16 protein-coding genes are annotated in these 18,226 nt (G+C 53.3%); 10 read left to right on the top strand and 6 right to left on the bottom strand.

Going from position 1 to position 18,226, the window contains the following annotated elements:
- Positions 1–2: 2 nt before the first annotated feature.
- Positions 3–1,574: a 2,3-bisphosphoglycerate-independent phosphoglycerate mutase gene (locus F4Y39_11600; protein ID MYC14361.1), complete on the bottom strand. Its 1,572-nt coding sequence runs from the start codon at positions 1,572–1,574 to the stop codon at positions 3–5.
- 169 nt (positions 1,575–1,743) lie between these two features.
- Between F4Y39_11600 and acnA the strand changes: the two genes are divergently transcribed.
- Both acnA and F4Y39_11590 read left to right on the top strand, forming a co-directional pair.
- Complete coding sequence (gene acnA / locus F4Y39_11595) at positions 1,744–4,425, top strand: aconitate hydratase AcnA (GenBank protein MYC14360.1); 2,682 nt, start codon at positions 1,744–1,746, stop codon at positions 4,423–4,425.
- On the top strand, positions 4,425–5,012 hold the full coding sequence (locus tag F4Y39_11590; GenBank protein ID MYC14359.1) for a Uma2 family endonuclease: 588 nt from the start codon (positions 4,425–4,427) through the stop codon (positions 5,010–5,012). The genes acnA and F4Y39_11590 overlap by 1 nt, the downstream gene beginning before the upstream one ends.
- Before the next feature lie 168 nt (positions 5,013–5,180).
- On the opposite strand, the gene F4Y39_11585 is transcribed toward F4Y39_11590, so the two are convergent.
- From F4Y39_11585 to cysC, 3 genes are read right to left on the bottom strand one after another with little or no spacing between them, the layout of a single operon-like run.
- Complete coding sequence (locus F4Y39_11585) at positions 5,181–6,542, bottom strand: flagellar biosynthesis protein FlgA (GenBank protein ID MYC14358.1); 1,362 nt, start codon at positions 6,540–6,542, stop codon at positions 5,181–5,183.
- Between the two features lie 16 nt (positions 6,543–6,558).
- A complete protein-coding gene (locus F4Y39_11580) occupies positions 6,559–7,218 on the bottom strand; it encodes a cyclase family protein (GenBank protein ID MYC14357.1) in 660 nt (219 codons plus the stop codon).
- 2 nt (positions 7,219–7,220) lie between these two features.
- Positions 7,221–7,826 carry an adenylyl-sulfate kinase gene (cysC, locus tag F4Y39_11575; GenBank protein MYC14356.1) on the bottom strand — a complete coding sequence of 202 codons (606 nt, stop codon included), beginning with the start codon at positions 7,824–7,826 and terminating at the stop codon, positions 7,221–7,223.
- Between the two features lie 250 nt (positions 7,827–8,076).
- Here cysC and F4Y39_11570 point away from each other — a divergent pair, with 250 nt between their 5' ends.
- The 3 genes from F4Y39_11570 to queF (F4Y39_11560) all read left to right on the top strand — a co-directional run bounded on the left by F4Y39_11570 (position 8,077) and on the right by queF (F4Y39_11560) (position 10,019).
- Positions 8,077–9,243 (top strand): hypothetical protein, encoded by a 1,167-nt coding sequence (locus F4Y39_11570; protein MYC14355.1) that lies wholly within the window; start codon positions 8,077–8,079, stop codon positions 9,241–9,243.
- 69 nt (positions 9,244–9,312) lie between these two features.
- Positions 9,313–9,672 (top strand): NADPH-dependent 7-cyano-7-deazaguanine reductase QueF, encoded by a 360-nt coding sequence (queF, locus tag F4Y39_11565; GenBank protein ID MYC14354.1) that lies wholly within the window; start codon positions 9,313–9,315, stop codon positions 9,670–9,672.
- Positions 9,669–10,019: an NADPH-dependent 7-cyano-7-deazaguanine reductase QueF gene (gene queF, locus F4Y39_11560; protein ID MYC14353.1), complete on the top strand. Its 351-nt coding sequence runs from the start codon at positions 9,669–9,671 to the stop codon at positions 10,017–10,019. Before queF (F4Y39_11565) ends, queF (F4Y39_11560) begins: the two co-directional genes overlap by 4 nt.
- On the opposite strand, the gene F4Y39_11555 is transcribed toward queF (F4Y39_11560), so the two are convergent.
- Together F4Y39_11555 and F4Y39_11550 are read right to left on the bottom strand one after the other, a co-directional pair.
- Positions 9,985–11,922 (bottom strand): leucine-rich repeat domain-containing protein, encoded by a 1,938-nt coding sequence (locus F4Y39_11555; GenBank protein ID MYC14352.1) that lies wholly within the window; start codon positions 11,920–11,922, stop codon positions 9,985–9,987. The two genes, queF (F4Y39_11560) and F4Y39_11555, sit on opposite strands and share 35 nt — an antisense overlap.
- Positions 11,923–11,995: 73 nt before the next feature.
- On the bottom strand, positions 11,996–12,721 hold the full coding sequence (locus F4Y39_11550) for a redoxin domain-containing protein (GenBank protein ID MYC14351.1): 726 nt from the start codon (positions 12,719–12,721) through the stop codon (positions 11,996–11,998).
- A 221-nt stretch (positions 12,722–12,942) separates the two neighbouring features.
- Here F4Y39_11550 and F4Y39_11545 point away from each other — a divergent pair, with 221 nt between their 5' ends.
- The 5 genes from F4Y39_11545 to F4Y39_11525 all read left to right on the top strand — a co-directional run bounded on the left by F4Y39_11545 (position 12,943) and on the right by F4Y39_11525 (position 18,127).
- Complete coding sequence (locus tag F4Y39_11545; protein MYC14350.1) at positions 12,943–14,232, top strand: hypothetical protein; 1,290 nt, start codon at positions 12,943–12,945, stop codon at positions 14,230–14,232.
- A gap of 103 nt (positions 14,233–14,335) precedes the next feature.
- Positions 14,336–14,602 carry a hypothetical protein gene (locus tag F4Y39_11540; protein ID MYC14349.1) on the top strand — a complete coding sequence of 89 codons (267 nt, stop codon included), beginning with the start codon at positions 14,336–14,338 and terminating at the stop codon, positions 14,600–14,602.
- A gap of 171 nt (positions 14,603–14,773) precedes the next feature.
- Positions 14,774–15,583, top strand: coding sequence for a phytanoyl-CoA dioxygenase family protein (locus F4Y39_11535; protein ID MYC14348.1), 810 nt, complete (start codon positions 14,774–14,776; stop codon positions 15,581–15,583).
- A gap of 121 nt (positions 15,584–15,704) precedes the next feature.
- Positions 15,705–17,273: a DUF4038 domain-containing protein gene (locus F4Y39_11530; GenBank protein MYC14347.1), complete on the top strand. Its 1,569-nt coding sequence runs from the start codon at positions 15,705–15,707 to the stop codon at positions 17,271–17,273.
- Positions 17,246–18,127, top strand: coding sequence for a DUF72 domain-containing protein (locus F4Y39_11525; GenBank protein ID MYC14346.1), 882 nt, complete (start codon positions 17,246–17,248; stop codon positions 18,125–18,127). Before F4Y39_11530 ends, F4Y39_11525 begins: the two co-directional genes overlap by 28 nt.
- The last annotated feature ends 99 nt before the right edge of the window (positions 18,128–18,226 follow it).

The following is an 18,226-nucleotide window of genomic DNA, read 5'->3' as shown; positions in this document are numbered from 1 at the left end:
TTTTAGCCGCGATCCAGAAGGTTTTGCTTTTGCCTTAGATCCTTCCCAGTCATTTCATCGGGTTTTGGCAGGTTGAGGAGGGAGAGCAGGGTGGGGGCGACGTCGCGCAAGGTGCCGCCTTCGCGGAGTTTTCCCCTGTAGGTGGGGTCAACGAGTACAAAGGGTACGGGGTTGGTGGTGTGTGCGGTGTGGGGTTCGCCGGTGTCGTAGTGGATCATTTGTTCGGCGTTGCCATGATCAGCGGTGACGATGGCTGCGCCGTTTGCGTTTTCTATGGCTTGGAGGACGCGGTCCAGGCAGGTGTCAACTGTGGTGACGGCGTGTATGGCGGCTTCGAGGATGCCGGTGTGGCCCACCATGTCGGGGTTGGCGAAGTTGCATATTGCGGCGTCGTATTGGTTGGTTGCGATGGCCTCTGTGAATCGGTCTGCGATTTCAGGTGCGCTCATTTCGGGTTTGTGGTCGTAGGTGGGGACGTCTTTGGGAGATGGTACGAGGATGCGTTCTTCTCCGTCAAAGGGCGTTTCTTGTTGGCCGTTAAAGAAGAAGGTGACGTGGGCGTATTTTTCTGTTTCTGCGATGCGTAGTTGTCGTTTGTTGGCCCGGGCGATGACCGATCCGCAGATGTTGGGCATGTTTTGCGAGAGGGTTTCGGGGGAGTAGGCGATGCCCGTGACGGGTACGTCGGCTTCGTATCGGGTGAGGGTGGTGAAGTGGGTGTTGGGCCAGGTGTGGCGTTCAAAGCCGTCGAAGTTTTTGAGTGCAAAGGCGCGGGTGATTTGCCGGGGTCTGTCGCCTCGGAAGTTGAAGAAGATGACGCTGTCCCCGTCTTTTATGGTGGGGTTGCCAGCGATGGCGATGGGTTTGATGAATTCGTCGGTTTCACCGCGGTTATAGGCGTTTTGTATGGCTGTGATGGGGTGGGTTTCTGTGATGCCTTTGCCCTGTGTGAGGAGGTCATAGGCGATTTGGGTGCGTTCCCAGCGGTGGTCGCGATCCATGGCGTAATACCGCCCGGATATGGAGGCTATGCGGCCTATGCCATGGGTTTTGAACATGGCGAGGAGCTCGCGCATGCGGTGGATTGCGCTTTGGGGCGGTGTGTCGCGTCCGTCTGTGAAGGCGTGGATATAGACGCGGTCTGAGGGGAGGCCGCGCTCGGCTGCCATTTTGATGAGGCTCTCGTAGTGACTGGGCCAGGCGTGTACGCCGCCGTCAGAGACGAGGCCGATGAGGTGGAGGTTGCGGTTGTGGTTTTTGATGCGGTCTATGGCGGCGATTAGAGCTTCATTTTTGTACAGGCTGCCGTCTCGTATGCGGTCGTCGATCTGGGTCATGGCTTGCATGACGGTGCGTCCCGCACCCAGGTTGAGGTGGCCGACTTCGGAGTTGCCCATGAGTCCGTCGGGTAGTCCGACTGCGCGTCCAGAGGTGTTGAGGGTGGTGTGGGCGCAATTGGCCCAGATGCGGTCCATTGTCGGGGTGCTGGCAAGGGCCACGGCGTTGTGGTCCCGGCGCGGGTTTAATCCCCAGCCGTCGAGGATGATGAGTGCGACAAAGCGTTGGTTTGACATAATGGTGGATTTTGGATAGGGGTTGGTGGTTAGTAGTTGGCGGTCAGAAAGTATAAGTTCTGCTCGTTATAATCAAGTGCGAAGCGTACAAAAAGGGTTTGAAAATATGAGTTGTTGTGGTATTTTTCTCATCCTGTGCAATTAAATAACACGAAAAGAGGAACTGTTTATGAGTCAAACGCATAATCCTTTGAATTCGCGTGATACACTTTCTACTATGGCGGGTGATCTCGCAATTTTTCGGCTGGATCGGTTGGAGGTTGATGGGGTTGGGGCGGTGTCGAGTTTGCCGTTTTCCGTGCGGGTGCTGCTCGAGGCGGCGCTGCGAAATCTGGATGGGTATCAGGTGCGGGAGGAAGATGTGGAGACGCTGGCGAATTGGAATGCGGCCAACCCCAATCCGATAGAGATACCGTTTAAGCCCGCGCGGGTGGTGTTGCAAGATTTTACGGGTGTGCCTTCGCTGGTGGATTTGGCGGCGTTGCGTTCGGCTATGGGGCGCATGGGGGGCGATGCAAGTCGGGTTGAGCCGTTGATTCCGGTGGATCTGGTTGTGGATCATTCGGTGCAGGTGGATAGTTTTGCAAATTCGGATGCGTTGCGGAGAAATGCAGAGATCGAGTTTGAGCGCAATCGGGAGCGGTATGAGTTTTTGCGTTGGGGTGCCAATGCATTTGAGAGTTTCAGGGTGGTGCCGCCGCTGACGGGTATTGTGCATCAGGTCAATCTCGAGTATCTGGCGAAGGGGGTTATTGCCCGGGATGGCGTGGCTTTTCCCGATAGTCTGGTGGGGGCAGATTCACATACGACGATGATCAATGGTCTGGGTGTGGTGGGCTGGGGTGTGGGGGGTATTGAGGCAGAGGCGGTGATGCTGGGGCAGCCGATTTATATGCTGACGCCTGAGGTTGTCGGGTTCAAGTTGGATGGGCAGTTGCCCGAGGGTACGACGGCGACGGATTTGACGTTGACGGTGGTTCAGATGTTGCGCGAGAAGGGCGTGGTGGATAAGTTTGTCGAGTTTTACGGCACGGGGTTGACGGGTATTGGGCTGGCTGATCGCGCGACGATTGCCAATATGGCGCCGGAATACGGGGCGACGATGGGGTTTTTCCCGGTGGATGATGAGACGTTGCGTTATCTGGCGCGCACGGGTCGCACGGCGGCAGAGGTGGATGTGGTTGAGCGGTACGCGAAGGAGCAGGGTTTGTTTCGTACAGATGATACGCCGGAGCCGCGGTTTACGGATACGCTTGAACTGGATTTGAGTACGGTGGAGCCGAGTTTGGCGGGTCCAAAACGGCCGCAGGATCGCATTGCGCTGGGGCAGATGAAGGATGCTTTTGAGGGCGCGTTGCGCGCACCGGTGGGCAATAGTGGTTTTGGGCTGGATGATGATGATGCTCAAAAGAGGATGAATGGCGTGCTGGGGCACGGGGCAGTGGTGATTGCGGCGATTACGAGTTGTACCAATACGAGCAATCCTTCTGTGATGGTGGCCGCTGGTTTGTTGGCGAAGAAGGCGGTGGAGAAGGGGTTGAAGGTTCACGCGCATGTCAAGACGAGTCTGGCGCCGGGTTCGCGCGTGGTGTCGGATTATCTCGATCAGGCGGGTTTGACGCCGTATTTGGAGCAGTTGGGTTTTCATACGGTGGGGTATGGCTGTACGACGTGTATTGGCAATAGCGGGCCGTTGCCCGATCCGGTGGTTGCCGCGATTCACGAGGATGATCTGGTTGCTGCGTCGGTGTTGAGTGGGAATCGCAATTTTGAAGGTCGCGTGCATCCGCATGTGAAGGCGAATTATCTGGCTTCGCCACCGCTGGTTGTGGCTTATGCTCTGGCGGGGCGGGTGGATCTGGATTTGACTGCGGAGCCGATAGGGGTGGATGGAGATGGCAATGCGGTGTTTTTGCGCGATCTCTGGCCCAGTCAGGATGAGATTGGCGATACGATTGCACGGGCGCTGAAGCCGGATATGTTTGAGGCGCGCTATGGCGATGTGTTTGAGGGCAATGAGATGTGGAATGCGGTTGGCGGGCAAGAGGGGGATCTCTATGGGTGGCAGGCGGAGAGTACTTATGTGCAGGAGCCGCCGTTTTTTGTGGATTTGTCGTCGGAGTTAGACGCGATTACAGATATTAGAGGTGCGCGGGTGCTGGCGCGATTGGGCGATTCGGTGACGACGGATCACATTTCTCCGGCGGGTTCGATTGCGGTGGATAGTCCGGCGGGGCAGTTTTTGATTGCTCGAGGGGTTGAGCCGATGGATTTCAATTCTTATGGTTCGCGGCGGGGCAATCACGAGGTGATGATGCGGGGTACGTTTGCGAATATTCGCATTCGCAATTCGCTGGTGCCAGGGACAGAGGGCGGTGTGACGGTGCATCTGCCTTCGGGTGAGCAGATGAGTATTTACGATGCGGCGATGCGGTATGTGGATGAGGACGTGCCGTCGATTGTGATCGCGGGCGCAGAATACGGTTCGGGGTCGTCGCGCGATTGGGCGGCTAAGGGTCCGTTACTTCTGGGCGTGCGCGCGGTGCTTGTGGAGAGTTTTGAGCGCATTCATCGCAGCAATCTGGTGGGTATGGGGGTGTTGCCGCTGGAGTTTGTGGCGGGTGAGAATGCCGAGTCGCTGGGGCTTACGGGGCGGGAGGTGTACGATATTACGGGTTTGAGCGATGATTTGCAGCCTTTGCAAGATGTGGCGGTGACGGCGACGGATGAGGATGGGAATGTGAAGTCGTTTTCTGCGACGGTGCGTATCGATACGCCTGTGGAGATCGATTATTATCGCAATGGGGGGATTTTGCATACGGTGTTGCGGGGGTTTTTGAAGGATCAATAATGGAGATTGCAAAGATGGAAACTGTCTTGCATTTTCAGCCGGTGATCGAGGTGAGTGATGAGGATTTTTATGCGTTTTGCCAACTCAATCGCGATGTTTGCATTGAGCGCAATGCGCAGGGAGATGTGATTATTATGCCACCAGCGGGGGGTGAGACGAGCGAGCGCAATGCAGAGATTACTATGCAGTTGCGGTTTTGGGCAAAAGGGGATGGTACGGGTGCGAGTTTTGATTCGTCAGGTGGATTTCAGTTGCCCAATGGGGCGGTGCGGTCGCCCGATGCCGCATGGATTGAATATACGCGGCTGATGGCATTGTCTCCGGAAGACCGACGCAAGTTTGTTCCATTATGTCCCGATTTTGTCATTGAATTGCGGTCGGAAAGTGATCAGTTGGCCCCATTGCAGGAAAAGATGCGGGAATATCTCGATAATGGCCTTAGTTTGGGGTGGTTGATCGATCCATATACACGGCGCGTTTATGTGTATCGCTCTGGTTTGCCTGTAGAAGAATTGGAGCAGCCTTCGCGCATTTCTGGCGATCCTGTTTTGCGGGGATTTGAGCTGGATCTGGATGAAGTTTGGTGAGTAGGTCGGATAATGTTAGAAAGAACCGGGTGCATTATATAGATGTACCCGGTTCTTTTTTTTTACAACTATCGTTGTGTCTCTTTATCTGATGGACTGGATTACTTCGTAATGACACCCGTCATCGCGGCGTGAAGTTGAGCCGCGATCCAGTGGTTTTTATTTGTTTTACAAAAAATGCGCGTCCTGTTCTTTGCGTATTGTCCAGAGGGGGTCGTTGTCTTTGGGTTGTATCGCGCTTGCGGTGATGAATGCGCCAGCGGGGATGTCTTGGCTGAGGGTATTGCCGTTGGCCATGTGGAAGGGCAGGGGGTTGTCGGGCGCGACGGGTAGCGCGGGGCGCATGAGGTATTCGATGTTTTTGCTGTGGTCGTTGCCGATCTGGTCGCCGGCTTTGAGGGGTTCTTTTGCACGGCCCACAACGTCGAAGGATGGGCGGTAGTCGGTGGTGCCCGTGGGCAGGTTTAAGAGGCCCGCGACGAGTGTTGTGATGGGTGTTTCGACGCCGCAGAGGTGATAGGGTCGGTAGATGAGGGCTGTGGTGCCTTTTTTGTTGGGGATGAGTCCTTTGGTGGTGAGGATGTGGCGGGAGTAGGCGTTTTCACAGGCGATGACGATGAAGACGCCGCCGCCCAGGCCGGGTTCGTTTGCCTGGCGCAGGCAGGAGACGCAGTCGATGACGCCGCGATGGGATAAGATGCCGCCGTCTTCTCTGGGCGCGAGGACTTCGGGTATTTCAACGGTGCGGACTACGGGGGTGTGCAGGGTGTCTATATCGGGTATGAGGCCGGTGGCATTGGCGGCGATGGTGAGTTCGGTGACGTCATAACCGGCGATGGCGCCGAGTTCGCCCATGATTTGGCGGCGTTGTGCGATGTGAGCCGAGGGGTTTTGGGCAGAGAATATCTGTTCGTCGGGGATCTGGATTTTGCCTTTGGACCAGACGATGGCGTTGGTTTGCGGGTCGTAAACGCGGTCGGAGTCCAGTGATTTGCCCCCGCAGAGGACTTCGAGGCCCAGGCTGCGCGCCCATTGCACGAGGCCCATGAGCAGGCCGTGCTGGTCGCCGTCAACAGCGGTATAGACGCGTCCGGCTTTGTCTGCGAGGTGTTTGAGGATGGGTCCGACGGTGACGTCGGTTTCTTTGGATACCATGGCGACGTGTTTGCCGTGTCGGATGGCTTCTATGCCGTGTTTTGCGCCTGCACTCGGGACGCCTGTGGATTCTACGATGACGTCGAGGGGCAGGTCCATCATTTGCATGGCGTCGGTGAGGATGACGTGTTTGCCCTGTTCTATAGCTTGGGCTGCCTGTTGGGTGGTGTCGCAGATGATGGTTTTGTCGGTGTCCAGGCCCGCGTGATGATATGCATTTTGGGCTGCGTCCGGGTTTGTGTCGCAGACGACGGGTACGTGGAGTTGATCGACGACGCGCGATTGCGTGACGAGGGCTGTGGCGTAGTGTCCGGTGCCGATGACGCCAACGCGTACGGTGCGGTCAATTTGGGCGAAGAGCTGGTGGTAGATCATGGTGGTTTTCCGGGGGTTATGGTATTGCGATGACGCGAGCCGGTGCGCCGTCGGCTTCGGGGATTTTTAAGGGCAGGGCGAAGAAGGATACGCGGTCTGTTGCTATCCTGCCCGTGTTGCAGATGTATTCGATGAGGATGATGCCTTCGCGCAAGAGTATGTCGTGGGTTACGAATTCGGAAAGGGGTGCTCTCTCGCCACTGAGCAACTGGCGAATGGGGTAGTCCTGGGGAAAGTCAAATGCGATGGCGCGGATGTTTTGCGCGCGTAGCCATTTTGCGGCGGCGCGCGACATGTAGGGTGCGCGGGTCCAGAATTCGGGGGTTTGATGCGATTCTACTTCGTCCCACCGCGTTTTCATGACGACGATGTCTCCAGGCCGTATGTGCTGTCCGGCAGCGCGAATCTGTGCTTCGGTGATCGGCGTTTCTGGCGCGATGCCCGAGAGATCGACGACTGCGGCTTGTCCCACGATTTGGTCGAGTTCGGTTTCGCTGGTGGTGGGTCCTTCCGGGAACATGTGGCGCGGTGCATCGACGTGCGTAAATCCGTGGACTGCCCATCCCATGTGGGTCACTTGCGCCATGTCGCCGGTTTCAAAACTGCTTTTGAGGCTGCGCTCAACGGGCCAGCGGAAGTGGTCGGCAATGGGCATGGTGAGGTCGATGATGGGCATTGTTAGATGTTTTCACGCGTTTCGAGTAAGGCTATGATTTGCAATGCGGCTTCTTGTGGGGTGGTGTCAACGGTGTGTATGACGAGTTCGGGGTTTTCAGGGGGTTCATAGGGGTCAGAGATGCCGGTGAAGTTGGGTATTTCACCTGTGCGCGCTTTTTTGTACAGGCCCTTTGGGTCGCGTTCTTCACATACGTCGAGCGGGGTGTTGATGAATACTTCGATGAAGTCTTTGTCTTCCATGAGTTCGCGCACGCCGTCGCGGTCGGTGCGATAGGGGCTTACAAAGCTGGAGAGGGTGATGATGCCAGCGTCGGCAAAGAGTTTGCCGACTTCGCCGATGCGTCGGATGTTTTCTGCGCGGTCTTCGGCTGAGAATCCGAGGTTTTTGTTGAGGCCGTGGCGGATGTTGTCGCCGTCGAGTACGTAGGCCATGCGCCCGCGTTCGATCAGGGCGTGTTCCGTGGTGAATGCGATGGTGCTTTTGCCGGAGCTGGGCAGTCCGGTGAGCCAGATGAGTGCGCCTTTTTGTTCGAGCAGGTCTTCGCGCTGTTTGCGCGCGACATGGCCTTCGTGCCAGACGATGTTGGTGGCTTTGACTTCGGTCAAGAGATTCCTCCTGGTAAAGATTAAAATGCGTTTTGGACGCTTTAAGATACCAAATTTTGGGTGTGAGGATGTAAGAATATTTAGCGGTCAGTAGTCAGTGTAGGGGCGAGGCATGCCTCGCCCGTCATTGCGGCATGCTGTAAGCCGCCACGCGCAAGCACAACGCCAGTAATCCAGTGGTTTTTTTTATTGTTGTTATACTCCTTGTGATATAATTTAACGTTTAAACAACGAGACAGGAGGGAAAGCCATGGCCGAGCGTAAGAAAATTGCAGCGGTGATTACGTCGTATTTTCCGCGGTCACATGCCGATGTGATTGTGACGAAGTTTTTGAAGGGGTTTCCAACAGATGATGGGTTGCTTTCGCCAGAGGTGGATGTGGTGTCGATGTATCTGGATCAGGTGCATTTCGGACAGGATATCGGGTGCGCGATTGCAGAGGAATACGGTGTGCCGATGTATGGGAGTATTAATCAGGCGTTGACTTTGGGCGGTGATAAGCTGGCGGTGGATGGGGTGTTGCTGATTGGCGAGCACGGCGATTATCCCTGGAATGAGAAGGAGCAACATATGTATCCCCGCAAGTATTTTTTTGAGCAGATTTGCGGGGTGTTCGCTTCGTCGGGGCGGTCTGTGCCGGTGTTTAGCGATAAGCATCTTTCGTATAATTGGCACGATGCAAAGTGGATGTGTGATCGCGCGCGGGAGCTGGAGGTGCCGTTTATGGCGGGGTCGTCTCTGCCGCTTGCATGGCGCAAGCCGTGGCTTGAGTATGAGTTGGATACGGAGATTGAGACGGCGATGTCGGTGGCTTTTGGGGGGCTTGATTCTTATGGTTTTCACGCGTTGGAGACGCTGCAGTGTATGGTTGAGCGCCGCGCGGGTGGAGAGACGGGGATTGTGGCGGTGCAGTGTCTGGAGGGGGATGATGTCTGGGCGTCGGATGCGTGGGATCGCGATTTGTACGCGGCGGCGATAGCGCATATTGAGGCGAAGGAAGATGGCGATGCGCGCGAGCATTGCGAGAATCCGGCTGTTTTTTTGATAGAGTATGCAGATGGGTTGAGGGCGGCGACGTTTATGTTGAATGGGTACACGCGAGGGTGGGGTTTTGCGGCGCGGCGTGGGGAAGAGGTGGATAATATGCGCGTTTTTTTGCCGGATAATCCGCATGCGCATTTTAGTTATTTAAGTTTGAATATTCAGCAGATGTTTTTGACGGGTAAGTCGCAGTATCCGGTTGAGCGCACGTTGCTGATTTCCGGTGCGCTGGAGGCGTTGATAGATTCGCGGTATGAGGGGTACAGGCGGATTGAGACGCCGCATCTGGATATATCTTATCGTTCTTATGAGAAGATGCCGATTCGGCCCACGAGTCCCGATCCGATAGGCGCGAGTTTGGTGCCGTTTGATTAATTTGTGTCTCTATTCGAATGTCATTGCGGTATGATTTTGAGCCGCAATCCAGTGTTTTTTGGAAAACCTATGGGCGATTCCTTATTGCTAAAGTGTGTTGACAATCCCGAGCGCAGGCGGGTTTATACGATTGATTTTGAGTCGTCGGAGTTTACGGCGCTGTACGCGGTGACGGGGCAGCCGATTTTTGCGACGGTTTCGATTTCTTATGCGCCGGGAGAGGTGTGTGTGGAGCAGATGTCGTTGAAGCGGTATTTGGGGTCGTTTCGGAATGAGAAGGTGTTTTACGAGGGTGTGGTTAATAAAATTGTGGATGATTTTGTAGCGGCGTGCGATCCTCTATCGTTAGATGTGACGGGTGATTTTGCAGTGCGGGGTGGTATTGAGACGCGGGTGTCTGTGGCGTATGAGCGCGAGGATGAGGTATGAGTGTGTTAGAGGCGTTTGACAATCCGAATCCAGAGCGGCGTTATACGATTGAGTTTACGTTTCCGGAGTTTACGTCGCTGTGTCCCAAGACTGGGCAGCCGGATTTTGCGACGATTGTGATCTGGTATGTTCCGGGTCCGCGATGCGTGGAGTTGCGGTCGCTGAAGCACTATTTCTGGTCGTTCCGAGATCAGGGGATTTATATGGAGCCTGTGACGAATCAGATTTTGAACGATCTGGTGGCGCTGTGCGATCCGGTCGAGATGGAGGTGATCAGCCGTTTCAATATTCGCGGGGGTGTAGATCACGAGATTACGGCGTCGTATCAGCGGGAAGATGAGGGGTAAATAAACCCCGCTCATTCTCACCTACCGCAGGCTTCGACGCACCAAAGATCACATCAACCCCTCTGCCTTGAAGGGCTGGAATGTGCGTGTTGATTGATGTGGCACTTAGCGGGTTTCCTCTCAAATCAACCCTATCTTCACTGCCCAATCCCGTATTTGCCACTAATGGCGAGATATCCACGATGGTGTTGTAGTCAAGATACAGCCATTTCAGACCGGTCAAGTCTGAGAGTACCGAGATGTCCGAGATAGTGTTGCGCGAAAGACCTAGTCCCGTCAGATAGTTTAAGCCCGCCAGTGCCGACACATCCGAGATCGCGTTGTTGCCAAGCGCCAGATATATCAGATTTGTCAAGTTCGCCAGTATAGCCACATTCGAGATGTTGTTAGAGTCAAGCCCCAGCATTATCAGGTTGGTCAAGCCTGCCAGTGCCGACACATCTGAGATGTTGTTAGAGCTAAGATCCAGCCTTTCCAACCTGGTCAAGCCCGCCAGTGTCGAGACATCTGAGATCGCGTTTTCGCCAAGCACCAGCACTATCAGGTTGGTCAAGCCCGCCAGTGCCGACACGTCCGAGATGTTGTTAGAGCTAAGATCCAGCCCTATCAGGTTGGTCAAGCCCGCCAGTGCCGACACATCTGAAATGTTGTTAGAGACAAGATCCAGCGCTTCCAGATTTGTCAAGTTCGCAAGCGGCGATATATCCAGGGTAAAGTTGTCTCTAAGATTCAGCCGTTTCAGATTTGTTAAGTTCGCAAGCGGCGATATATCCGAGATTAAGTTGTCTCTAAGATGCAGCTCTTCCAGATTTGTTAAGTTCGCAAGCGGCGATATATCCGAGATTAAGTTATGCCGTAGCCATAGCGTTGTCAGACTGGTCAAGTGTCCCAGCGCGGATATATCTGTAAGACCGGTGAAGGAAAGCTCCAGGCTTGTCAGGTTGGTCAGGCTTGATAATGGCGAGAGGTCGTATATACGGTTACTATTACTCAAACCCTCCATATCAAGATTTAATCTTGTCAGACGAGTTGCAAACTCCAGTCCGGTCAAATCTCTGATGTTCGAGTTCGGTACTTCAAGAACGGTCACGCTCGCTATCTCTCTTCTGCTGATCGACGCACCACTCGCCTTGCCCAGACTGTCCGCAATGACCGCACGCAGGTTTGCATCTGGAATGTCAACGATCAATGTACTGCCACCGCCAGAAGAAGGCCCTCCTTTGCCAAAGCTGCTGCTAAAGATCAGAAAATCGCCAAAGCCAATCGCGCCATCGCTGTCCAGATCGTACTTCGCTTCATATCGCCCATCGCCCTGACGGGTCCCAAACTGACCCGCAAATGCCAGAAAGTCGGCAAAATTAACCATACCATCGCCGTCGAAGTCCGATGTGAGGGCTTGTAACTGTAACGCAATGCGAATATTCAGATTTACAGTCTCAAATTGTCCTCCTCGACTGAGTTCTGCACGGACCAACCGAATCGCTGTGCCCGAGAACCCGGCTGTTGTGCGAAAGCGAACGGTACCCACCAGACCGCTATTGGTTGTCGCTTGACCACCCAGAGATGCAATGCCAATTTCGACAAAACCTGTACCTTGCTCTGGGAGTGCCTGAGCATTGGGCAAGACGTCACCCACGTCAAAGCCCTCGTAAGTCACTTGACTGGCATCGTATTCAAAGCGCGCTGCAAGGCCGTTCGCATTTTGTATATCTTTGCCGAAGATCTGAATGGCGACAATTTGATCTGCGGACGCATTGAGGGATGTGATTGCTTGATCACCTGCGGTATCATTTACATCCAGCGAGAGGGAAAAACTATTTTGCGCCGAAAGAGACAGGGGGTACATCAGAAGCGCGAGTAGTGATAAAATTGATAGAATCAGATTCCGCATCGGGTTCTCCATTACAAATGTCTTTCGATTAAAGCTGACTGCTTGTTTTTCTTATGGTTTGACCATGACCGCTGACAGCTTATTTTTAATTATCTATCGCCAGTCGCGTTGCTTCTAAGAACGTTCCATAGTTCTGGTAACCATTAAGCTTACGGACAATCACACCTTTGGCATCAATAAAATAAGATGTGGGATAGCCTGTAACCTCATACGCATTGTTCACTTCTCCCGTCGAGTCGAGAACAAAAGTCCAGGTGTAGCCATATCCTGTGACAAAATGCAGCACCTGGCTGCGCGTTTCTCGTACATCAATGCCGACGATCTGGATAGAGTCACCCATGGTATTTTGCAATTTTTGCATGGCGGGCATTTCAGCTATACAGGGACTACACCAGGTTGCCCAGAAGTTGAGGAATACGGGCTTGCCGCGCTTTTCATAGAGGTTGAACGATTCGCCAGTGAGGGTTCTCAGCGTAAAGTCGGGGGCTTGCATCCCAACTTGAATGCCAACAGGAGCGTCGGTGGTCGGCGGAGGGGTTGTTGTGGTGATTGTCTGCCCGTAGAATTGGGCAAAAAGGACAAAGTCCCGAAAATTGACTGCGCCATCCCCGTTCAGGTCGAACTGGGTTTGGGTTGTCCCATATCCCTGTGAAAATGCGATAAAATCGGCAAAATCCACTTTGCCGCTGTTGTTGAAATCGCAATCTGATGGGGTTGGTGCTGCGTGTACACAGGCAGGTAGGAGCAGTAATATCAATGTGAGGACATACTTAAACATGAGCATACCTCCAGAAAATGCAGGCATATTCATTTAAAAGTAGCAGGCGACTCGTGCCCAAAGCATCTTTGCTATGTAATGATACTATGCGAAATAATTAGCATATCATTTTTAAAAAATAGCCAATTAAAACTCGTTGTCAAGATTAGAGTACGAAATGATTAGAAGTATTTTTGATGCTCAGAATAAATGTCCACAATCGGACCATCCACGGGAGTATATGTTTGATGTGCGTTCACAAGGATAGGAGACATGTGTCAGATTTGGTGCGTGAGATTGAGCGGCTGGTTGCACAGGGTGAATTGTGGCCGGGCTTTGATCCGCTCGCGATTCCTCTTGTTTTTTATGACGGTGACGATACATACCTTTTTCGGTGTTCGGAGGTTCCCGAGGGTTTCAGGGAGATGCGGGTTGGTGAATGCGATGTGTTCGTGTACGATGGACGCTATCCCGTCGTGACTGCCAGCAGTGTTGTCGAGATTGAGGGAACGCCGGCAGCCAGTGTTATGTTCGATGGATCGGCAAATCAATCGCCGACAGTTATAGCTTCGTTAGCAATTCACGAGGCATTTCATGTCTATCAACAGGCTTGTCATCCCACCTGGCAGGGAAACGAAACTGTGCTTTATCTTTATCCGGTGGATGATGCGGATTTGCTGTCTCTTCGGCGGATGGAGACAGAGGCGTTGCGACGGGCGCTCGCTGCGAATGGGTCCGAGGAGAAGCGATGTTGGACGTTGCGGGCACTCAGGGCGCGGCAGGATCGATATGCGGGGATGGATCCGGAGTTTTCTACCTATGAACGGGGTACAGAGTTGCTGGAAGGACTTGCCTCTTATGTGGAGGCGATGTCTGTGGGACAGATGAGTGTGGATTTGCCACGGGAGGGTTATGCCGCGAATGAGGTGCGCGGACGCTGCTACGAGATAGGGCATGCGCTTGCGGTTTTGCTCGATGCGTTTGCGCCAATGTGGAAGACGGTGTTTGAAGCGGATGATGAGCAGGCGTTGGATTTATATCTCGCGGAAGTTCTCGAAAAGAGAGATGGGGGGCGTCAGTGTGGTGACTTTACCGAGGCGGAGATCGCGCATTTTGAAGCTGTTGCGAAAGAAGATGTGCAAGATCTGCTTGCACAGCGGTCTGAGGAAAAGCGGGCGTTTGATTCACAGGCGGGAATGCGCTTGTCTGTTATAGCACCTGATACAGTTCCTCTGCGGGCGAGCGGTTGGGATCCCAGTAATCTCATGATTGTAGAGGGGGGTGTTCTTCATACGCGGTTCGTTAATATCCGTCACGAGAGTGGTCAAGTAGAGATGCTGACGGATAGGATGGATGATGTTGTGGCGCTGACTGTGGCAAAGGGTCCCCATCCGCTGATGAATGGCGTTCTGAGGTTGACTATAGCGGGGCTTGATGCATTAGAGGTGGTGTCTGACGGCGAGGCGGTGAATATTTCTGGCTCTGGCCTGACCGCCCAATTCACCAATGCAACCGTGGATGAAAATGATGGGCAGGTTACTGTATATCTGGATAAGCAGAACTGAGCATTTTTACGAAAAAAAAGCCCATAGGACTTGCTTTAGTCTAAAAGGTCTGTTATAATTCCATAGACGGAGTATAGACCACTACACACGAAGAAAGAAACCCATGCAGATTCCGACACCACAAGACAAACTGTCCGAAATGGACGCCCGCCTGGCGCGCGTCGAGGGAATTGCTGAACAAATGAACACGCGCTTAACTAGCCTTGAAACCCGCGTTGACAACGGCTTTTCCAATATAGACACCCGGTTGACCAACATGGATACTCGCAATAACAGCAATTTCAGGTGGCTTATTGGCCTGCTAGTCGTTGTGTTGCTTGCAAATGTCGGTACAGCCGTTTCAATCATCATGACCTTTGCTAAGCCCTGAACAGAAAAAGGGCTTCTCGAATGCGCCACTACAAATATGAAATTTCTCCCCCGATCTCAATGTGAGGTCGGGTTTTTTGTTGTATCAGGTCACTTTATACTTTTTTCACGATAGGTAAGTGCCTATAATTGGATTGACAGTATCAATTCGCACAAAAGAGGAGAGTGTGTCATGCCTGTGCTTACGGAAGACGAGATCCGTTTTTTCAAACGCGAAGGCTATCTGGTGAAGAAGGGTGCTCTGGATCCCGAGTTGTGCGCCCGTGCGCGCGAGCGCCTGTGGGACGATCCGCCGCCGAGTCTGAAGAAAGACGATCCCGATTCGTGGGTGGGTCCCATTAAGCCGGAAGAGGAATCAATGGATAGCAGCAATTACAAGCGCGGTTATCGCTGGCAATACCGCAAGGTGGGCAGAGAGCCCTGGATGGTCGAGTTGTTGGCAAAGAATCCGGTTGTGTGGGGTGCTGCGGAGCAGATGCTGGGTAAGGGGAATTTTCCAGAGCCTACAGGCGTGCGCGGTATTTATTGCACATTGCCCTATGGTGATGTGGAGCGCCAACCGCGTCATTTGCATGTGGATGCCCATGCGTTCAATTTTGCAGTGGTGGGTTATATCGATCACGTTCCCGAAGATGGCGGCGGTTTTACGGTGTGGCCCAAGAGCCATCGCACGTTTTTCTTCGATTACCAGACGCGCTATCTCAGGGAGCCATTGCCCCGGATGGAGAAGCATAGGGAGCAGTTTCAATCTTGTGACGAGAATTCATATCAGACGCATGGCGAACCCGGCGATATTGTTTTCTGGCATCACCGTATCGGGCATATGGCGTCGGCCAATTATTCGCGGCAGATTCGAAAGGCGGTGTTGTACGATTTCAAGCTGAACGATATGCCCCAGCTTCAGGAAGAACCCCCGGGAGATGATATCTGGGTCGATTGGACAGATGATGTACGGGATGTGTCGATTGAGGATGGGGAATGAGGGGAGGGTCATCGAATGGATGTTCAGTTTTGGGCACTGATCTGGGTCGGCGTTGTGATTATTGTGCTGGGCGTGTTGTTGTATTATGTGATTAAGTCTTATAAGTGAGAGGATTTGGCCGATGTTAGAAGTGCAGCAATATGCAGTGTGCGATTTTGAATTGTATGCGGATGTGGGTGATAAGAATCCATTTGCGGTGGAAGTGACGGCAACTTTTACACACGAACTGGGCGGGGTGGTTGAAAATCTGCCCGGTTTTTTTGATGGGGATAAGTGGGTTGTGCGTTTTAGTCCGGGTACAGAAGGTGTTTGGACGGGGTGTTCTCGGTCTGAGCTTTCGGGTCTGGATGGGTCTGAGTGGCGCGTGCAGTGTGTGGCAAATGAGAATCGCGATGTGCATGGTCTGGTAGGTATTGATCCGGAATACCCACAGCGGTTTGCCTGGTCTGATGGTGCGCCGTTTTTATATCTGGGTTTTGAGTGCGATTGGTTGTTCAGCTATCACCAGGCAGATGCCGAGCGGTGTTACCGACATGTCGATCTGGTTGCGAGCCGGGGGTTCAATTGTTTTGTTATGAATTTATATGCCCATACGGGTTTTGGTTCGCGACCGAATGACGATACGCGCCCTGTGTTGCCCGAGTACCTTTTTGGTCCACCGGAGATGTATTTGTTTGAGGGCGGGAATGATGCGCCGGATCACGAGCGGATGAATATCGATTTTTTCCGCGATTTTGATCGCTTGATGCGCTATTTGCACGGGCAGGGGATTGTGGTTCATCTGATGTTGCAGGTGCAAAATAAGCAGGTGAATTGGCCGGCGCGCGAGACAGAGGCAGATGATCGGTTCTGGCGCTATGCGGTTGCGCGGTACCAGGCTTTTGGGAATGTGATCTGGGATGTGGGGAAGGAGAGCAAGAATCTGTATCGGGAGATGGGCGATCACGATTATGTTCTGGATCGTATGGATATTATTCGCGGGGCGGATGCGTATGGGCATTTGCTGACGGTACACGATGTTGAACTCCGAAATGCGGGTACGCTGTCTGAACCGGATCGCCAGTCGGATTTTGTGACGGATCAGGTGCATTTGTCCGATGCGGCGCGCTATAATCGGGAGGCGATTCGCAGGATGCGAAATTCGGGTACGCCTTATGTGAATGTGGAGTACGGGTATGAGCTTGCCGAGGAACAACTCAAGACTTATCGCGGGCGCACGACTGCCGAGTGGGATGATATTTTGAAGTGGACGTGGGCGATTTATGCGGCAGGCGCGTATCCGTGTTATTATTACGACAATACGTCTTGGGATTTGATTAAGTTTGAGCCGGTGCCAGAGAGCTGGATGAGGTATCGAGAGTTGAGAGACTTTTTGGAGGGTTTGCCATTTAATCAGATGGTTGGGGATAATGAATATGTGGAGCGCGGTCTTTGTCTGGCACTGGCGGGAGATGCGTATCTGGTGTATTTACCCGAGGGAGGCGATACGCGTATCGATTTGTCCGATGTGCAGGAGGAGACGCCGATAGCGGTGGATTGGATGGCGATTTTGACGGGTGAGCGGAGCAGTGGCGAGATGGAGAAGTCGGATTTCTGGGGTGGGTTTAATACCGATTTGGTCAATCCGTTTGGGGATAAAGATCAGCCGTGTGTTGTGGGTTTATGGGTGGGAGGAAAGGGGTCTATATAGAGGCTGTTATGAGTATCGAACGATATTTTTTGGGCTGTCCGATTTGGGGCAATAAAGAGTGGGTGGGCGAGTTGTTTGCGCCCGATGTTGTGCAGAGAGATTTTTTGAGACAGTACGCCTCTGTGTTTAATACCGTGGAGGGCAATACCACTTTTTACGGTTTGCCTTCGGAAAAAGCCGCGATGCGCTGGCTGGCTGATACGCCGCCGGGTTTTCGCTTTGCGCTCAAGTTTCCGCGCGCTATTAGTCACGATAAGCGGTTGCGAGATGCCGAGTTGGAGACGGCTGCGTTTGTAGATGTTCTCACGGTGTTACGGGATCGGGTGGGTCCGTCATTTTTGCAGTTGCCTCCGTCTTATGGGCCGCGCGATTTGCCGGTGTTGGACAGGTTTTTAGACGCGTTGCCCGATACATTTTCTTATGCTGTGGAGATCCGGCACCATCTGTTTTTTGCCGAGGCAGAAAATGAGTTGAATGCGGTGCTCAAAAGCCAGGGCGTGGATCGCGTGGTTTTTGATACGCGCGGGGTGCATAGTGCGCAAGTAGCAAGTAACAAGCCAAAGGTCCCCGTTCGGTTTCTTGCGACGGGGCGTTTTCCTTTTGTGAGGTTTGTCGGGCATCCGGAGGTTGATAAGAATCTGCCGCTTCTCGCAGAGTGGGTGCCGGTGGTTGCCAATTGGATACGCGAGGGGCGAACGCCGTTTGTGTTTATGCATGCGCCCGATGATTTTTACGCGCCGCAGTTGGCGCGCCATTTTCACCAGATGTTGTCCGGGGATATAGATGTCGGCGAGATGCCGCCCTGGCCCGCGGAACAGGTCGTAGAGGCGCCTGTGCAGATGGATTTGTTTTAAGAAAAAGCGCGAATAGACGAATAGACGAGAAAAGCGCGAATAGACGAATAGACGAATAGACGAATCCCACCCAACCACCCCAAATCACTACGAGCTTCG

This window comes from Gemmatimonadota bacterium (assembly GCA_009838845.1).
GTDB lineage: Bacteria > Latescibacterota > UBA2968 > UBA2968 > UBA2968 > VXRD01.
Note: the sequence above shows the minus strand (reverse complement) of the source record. Positions and strands in the feature narration are given on the sequence as shown.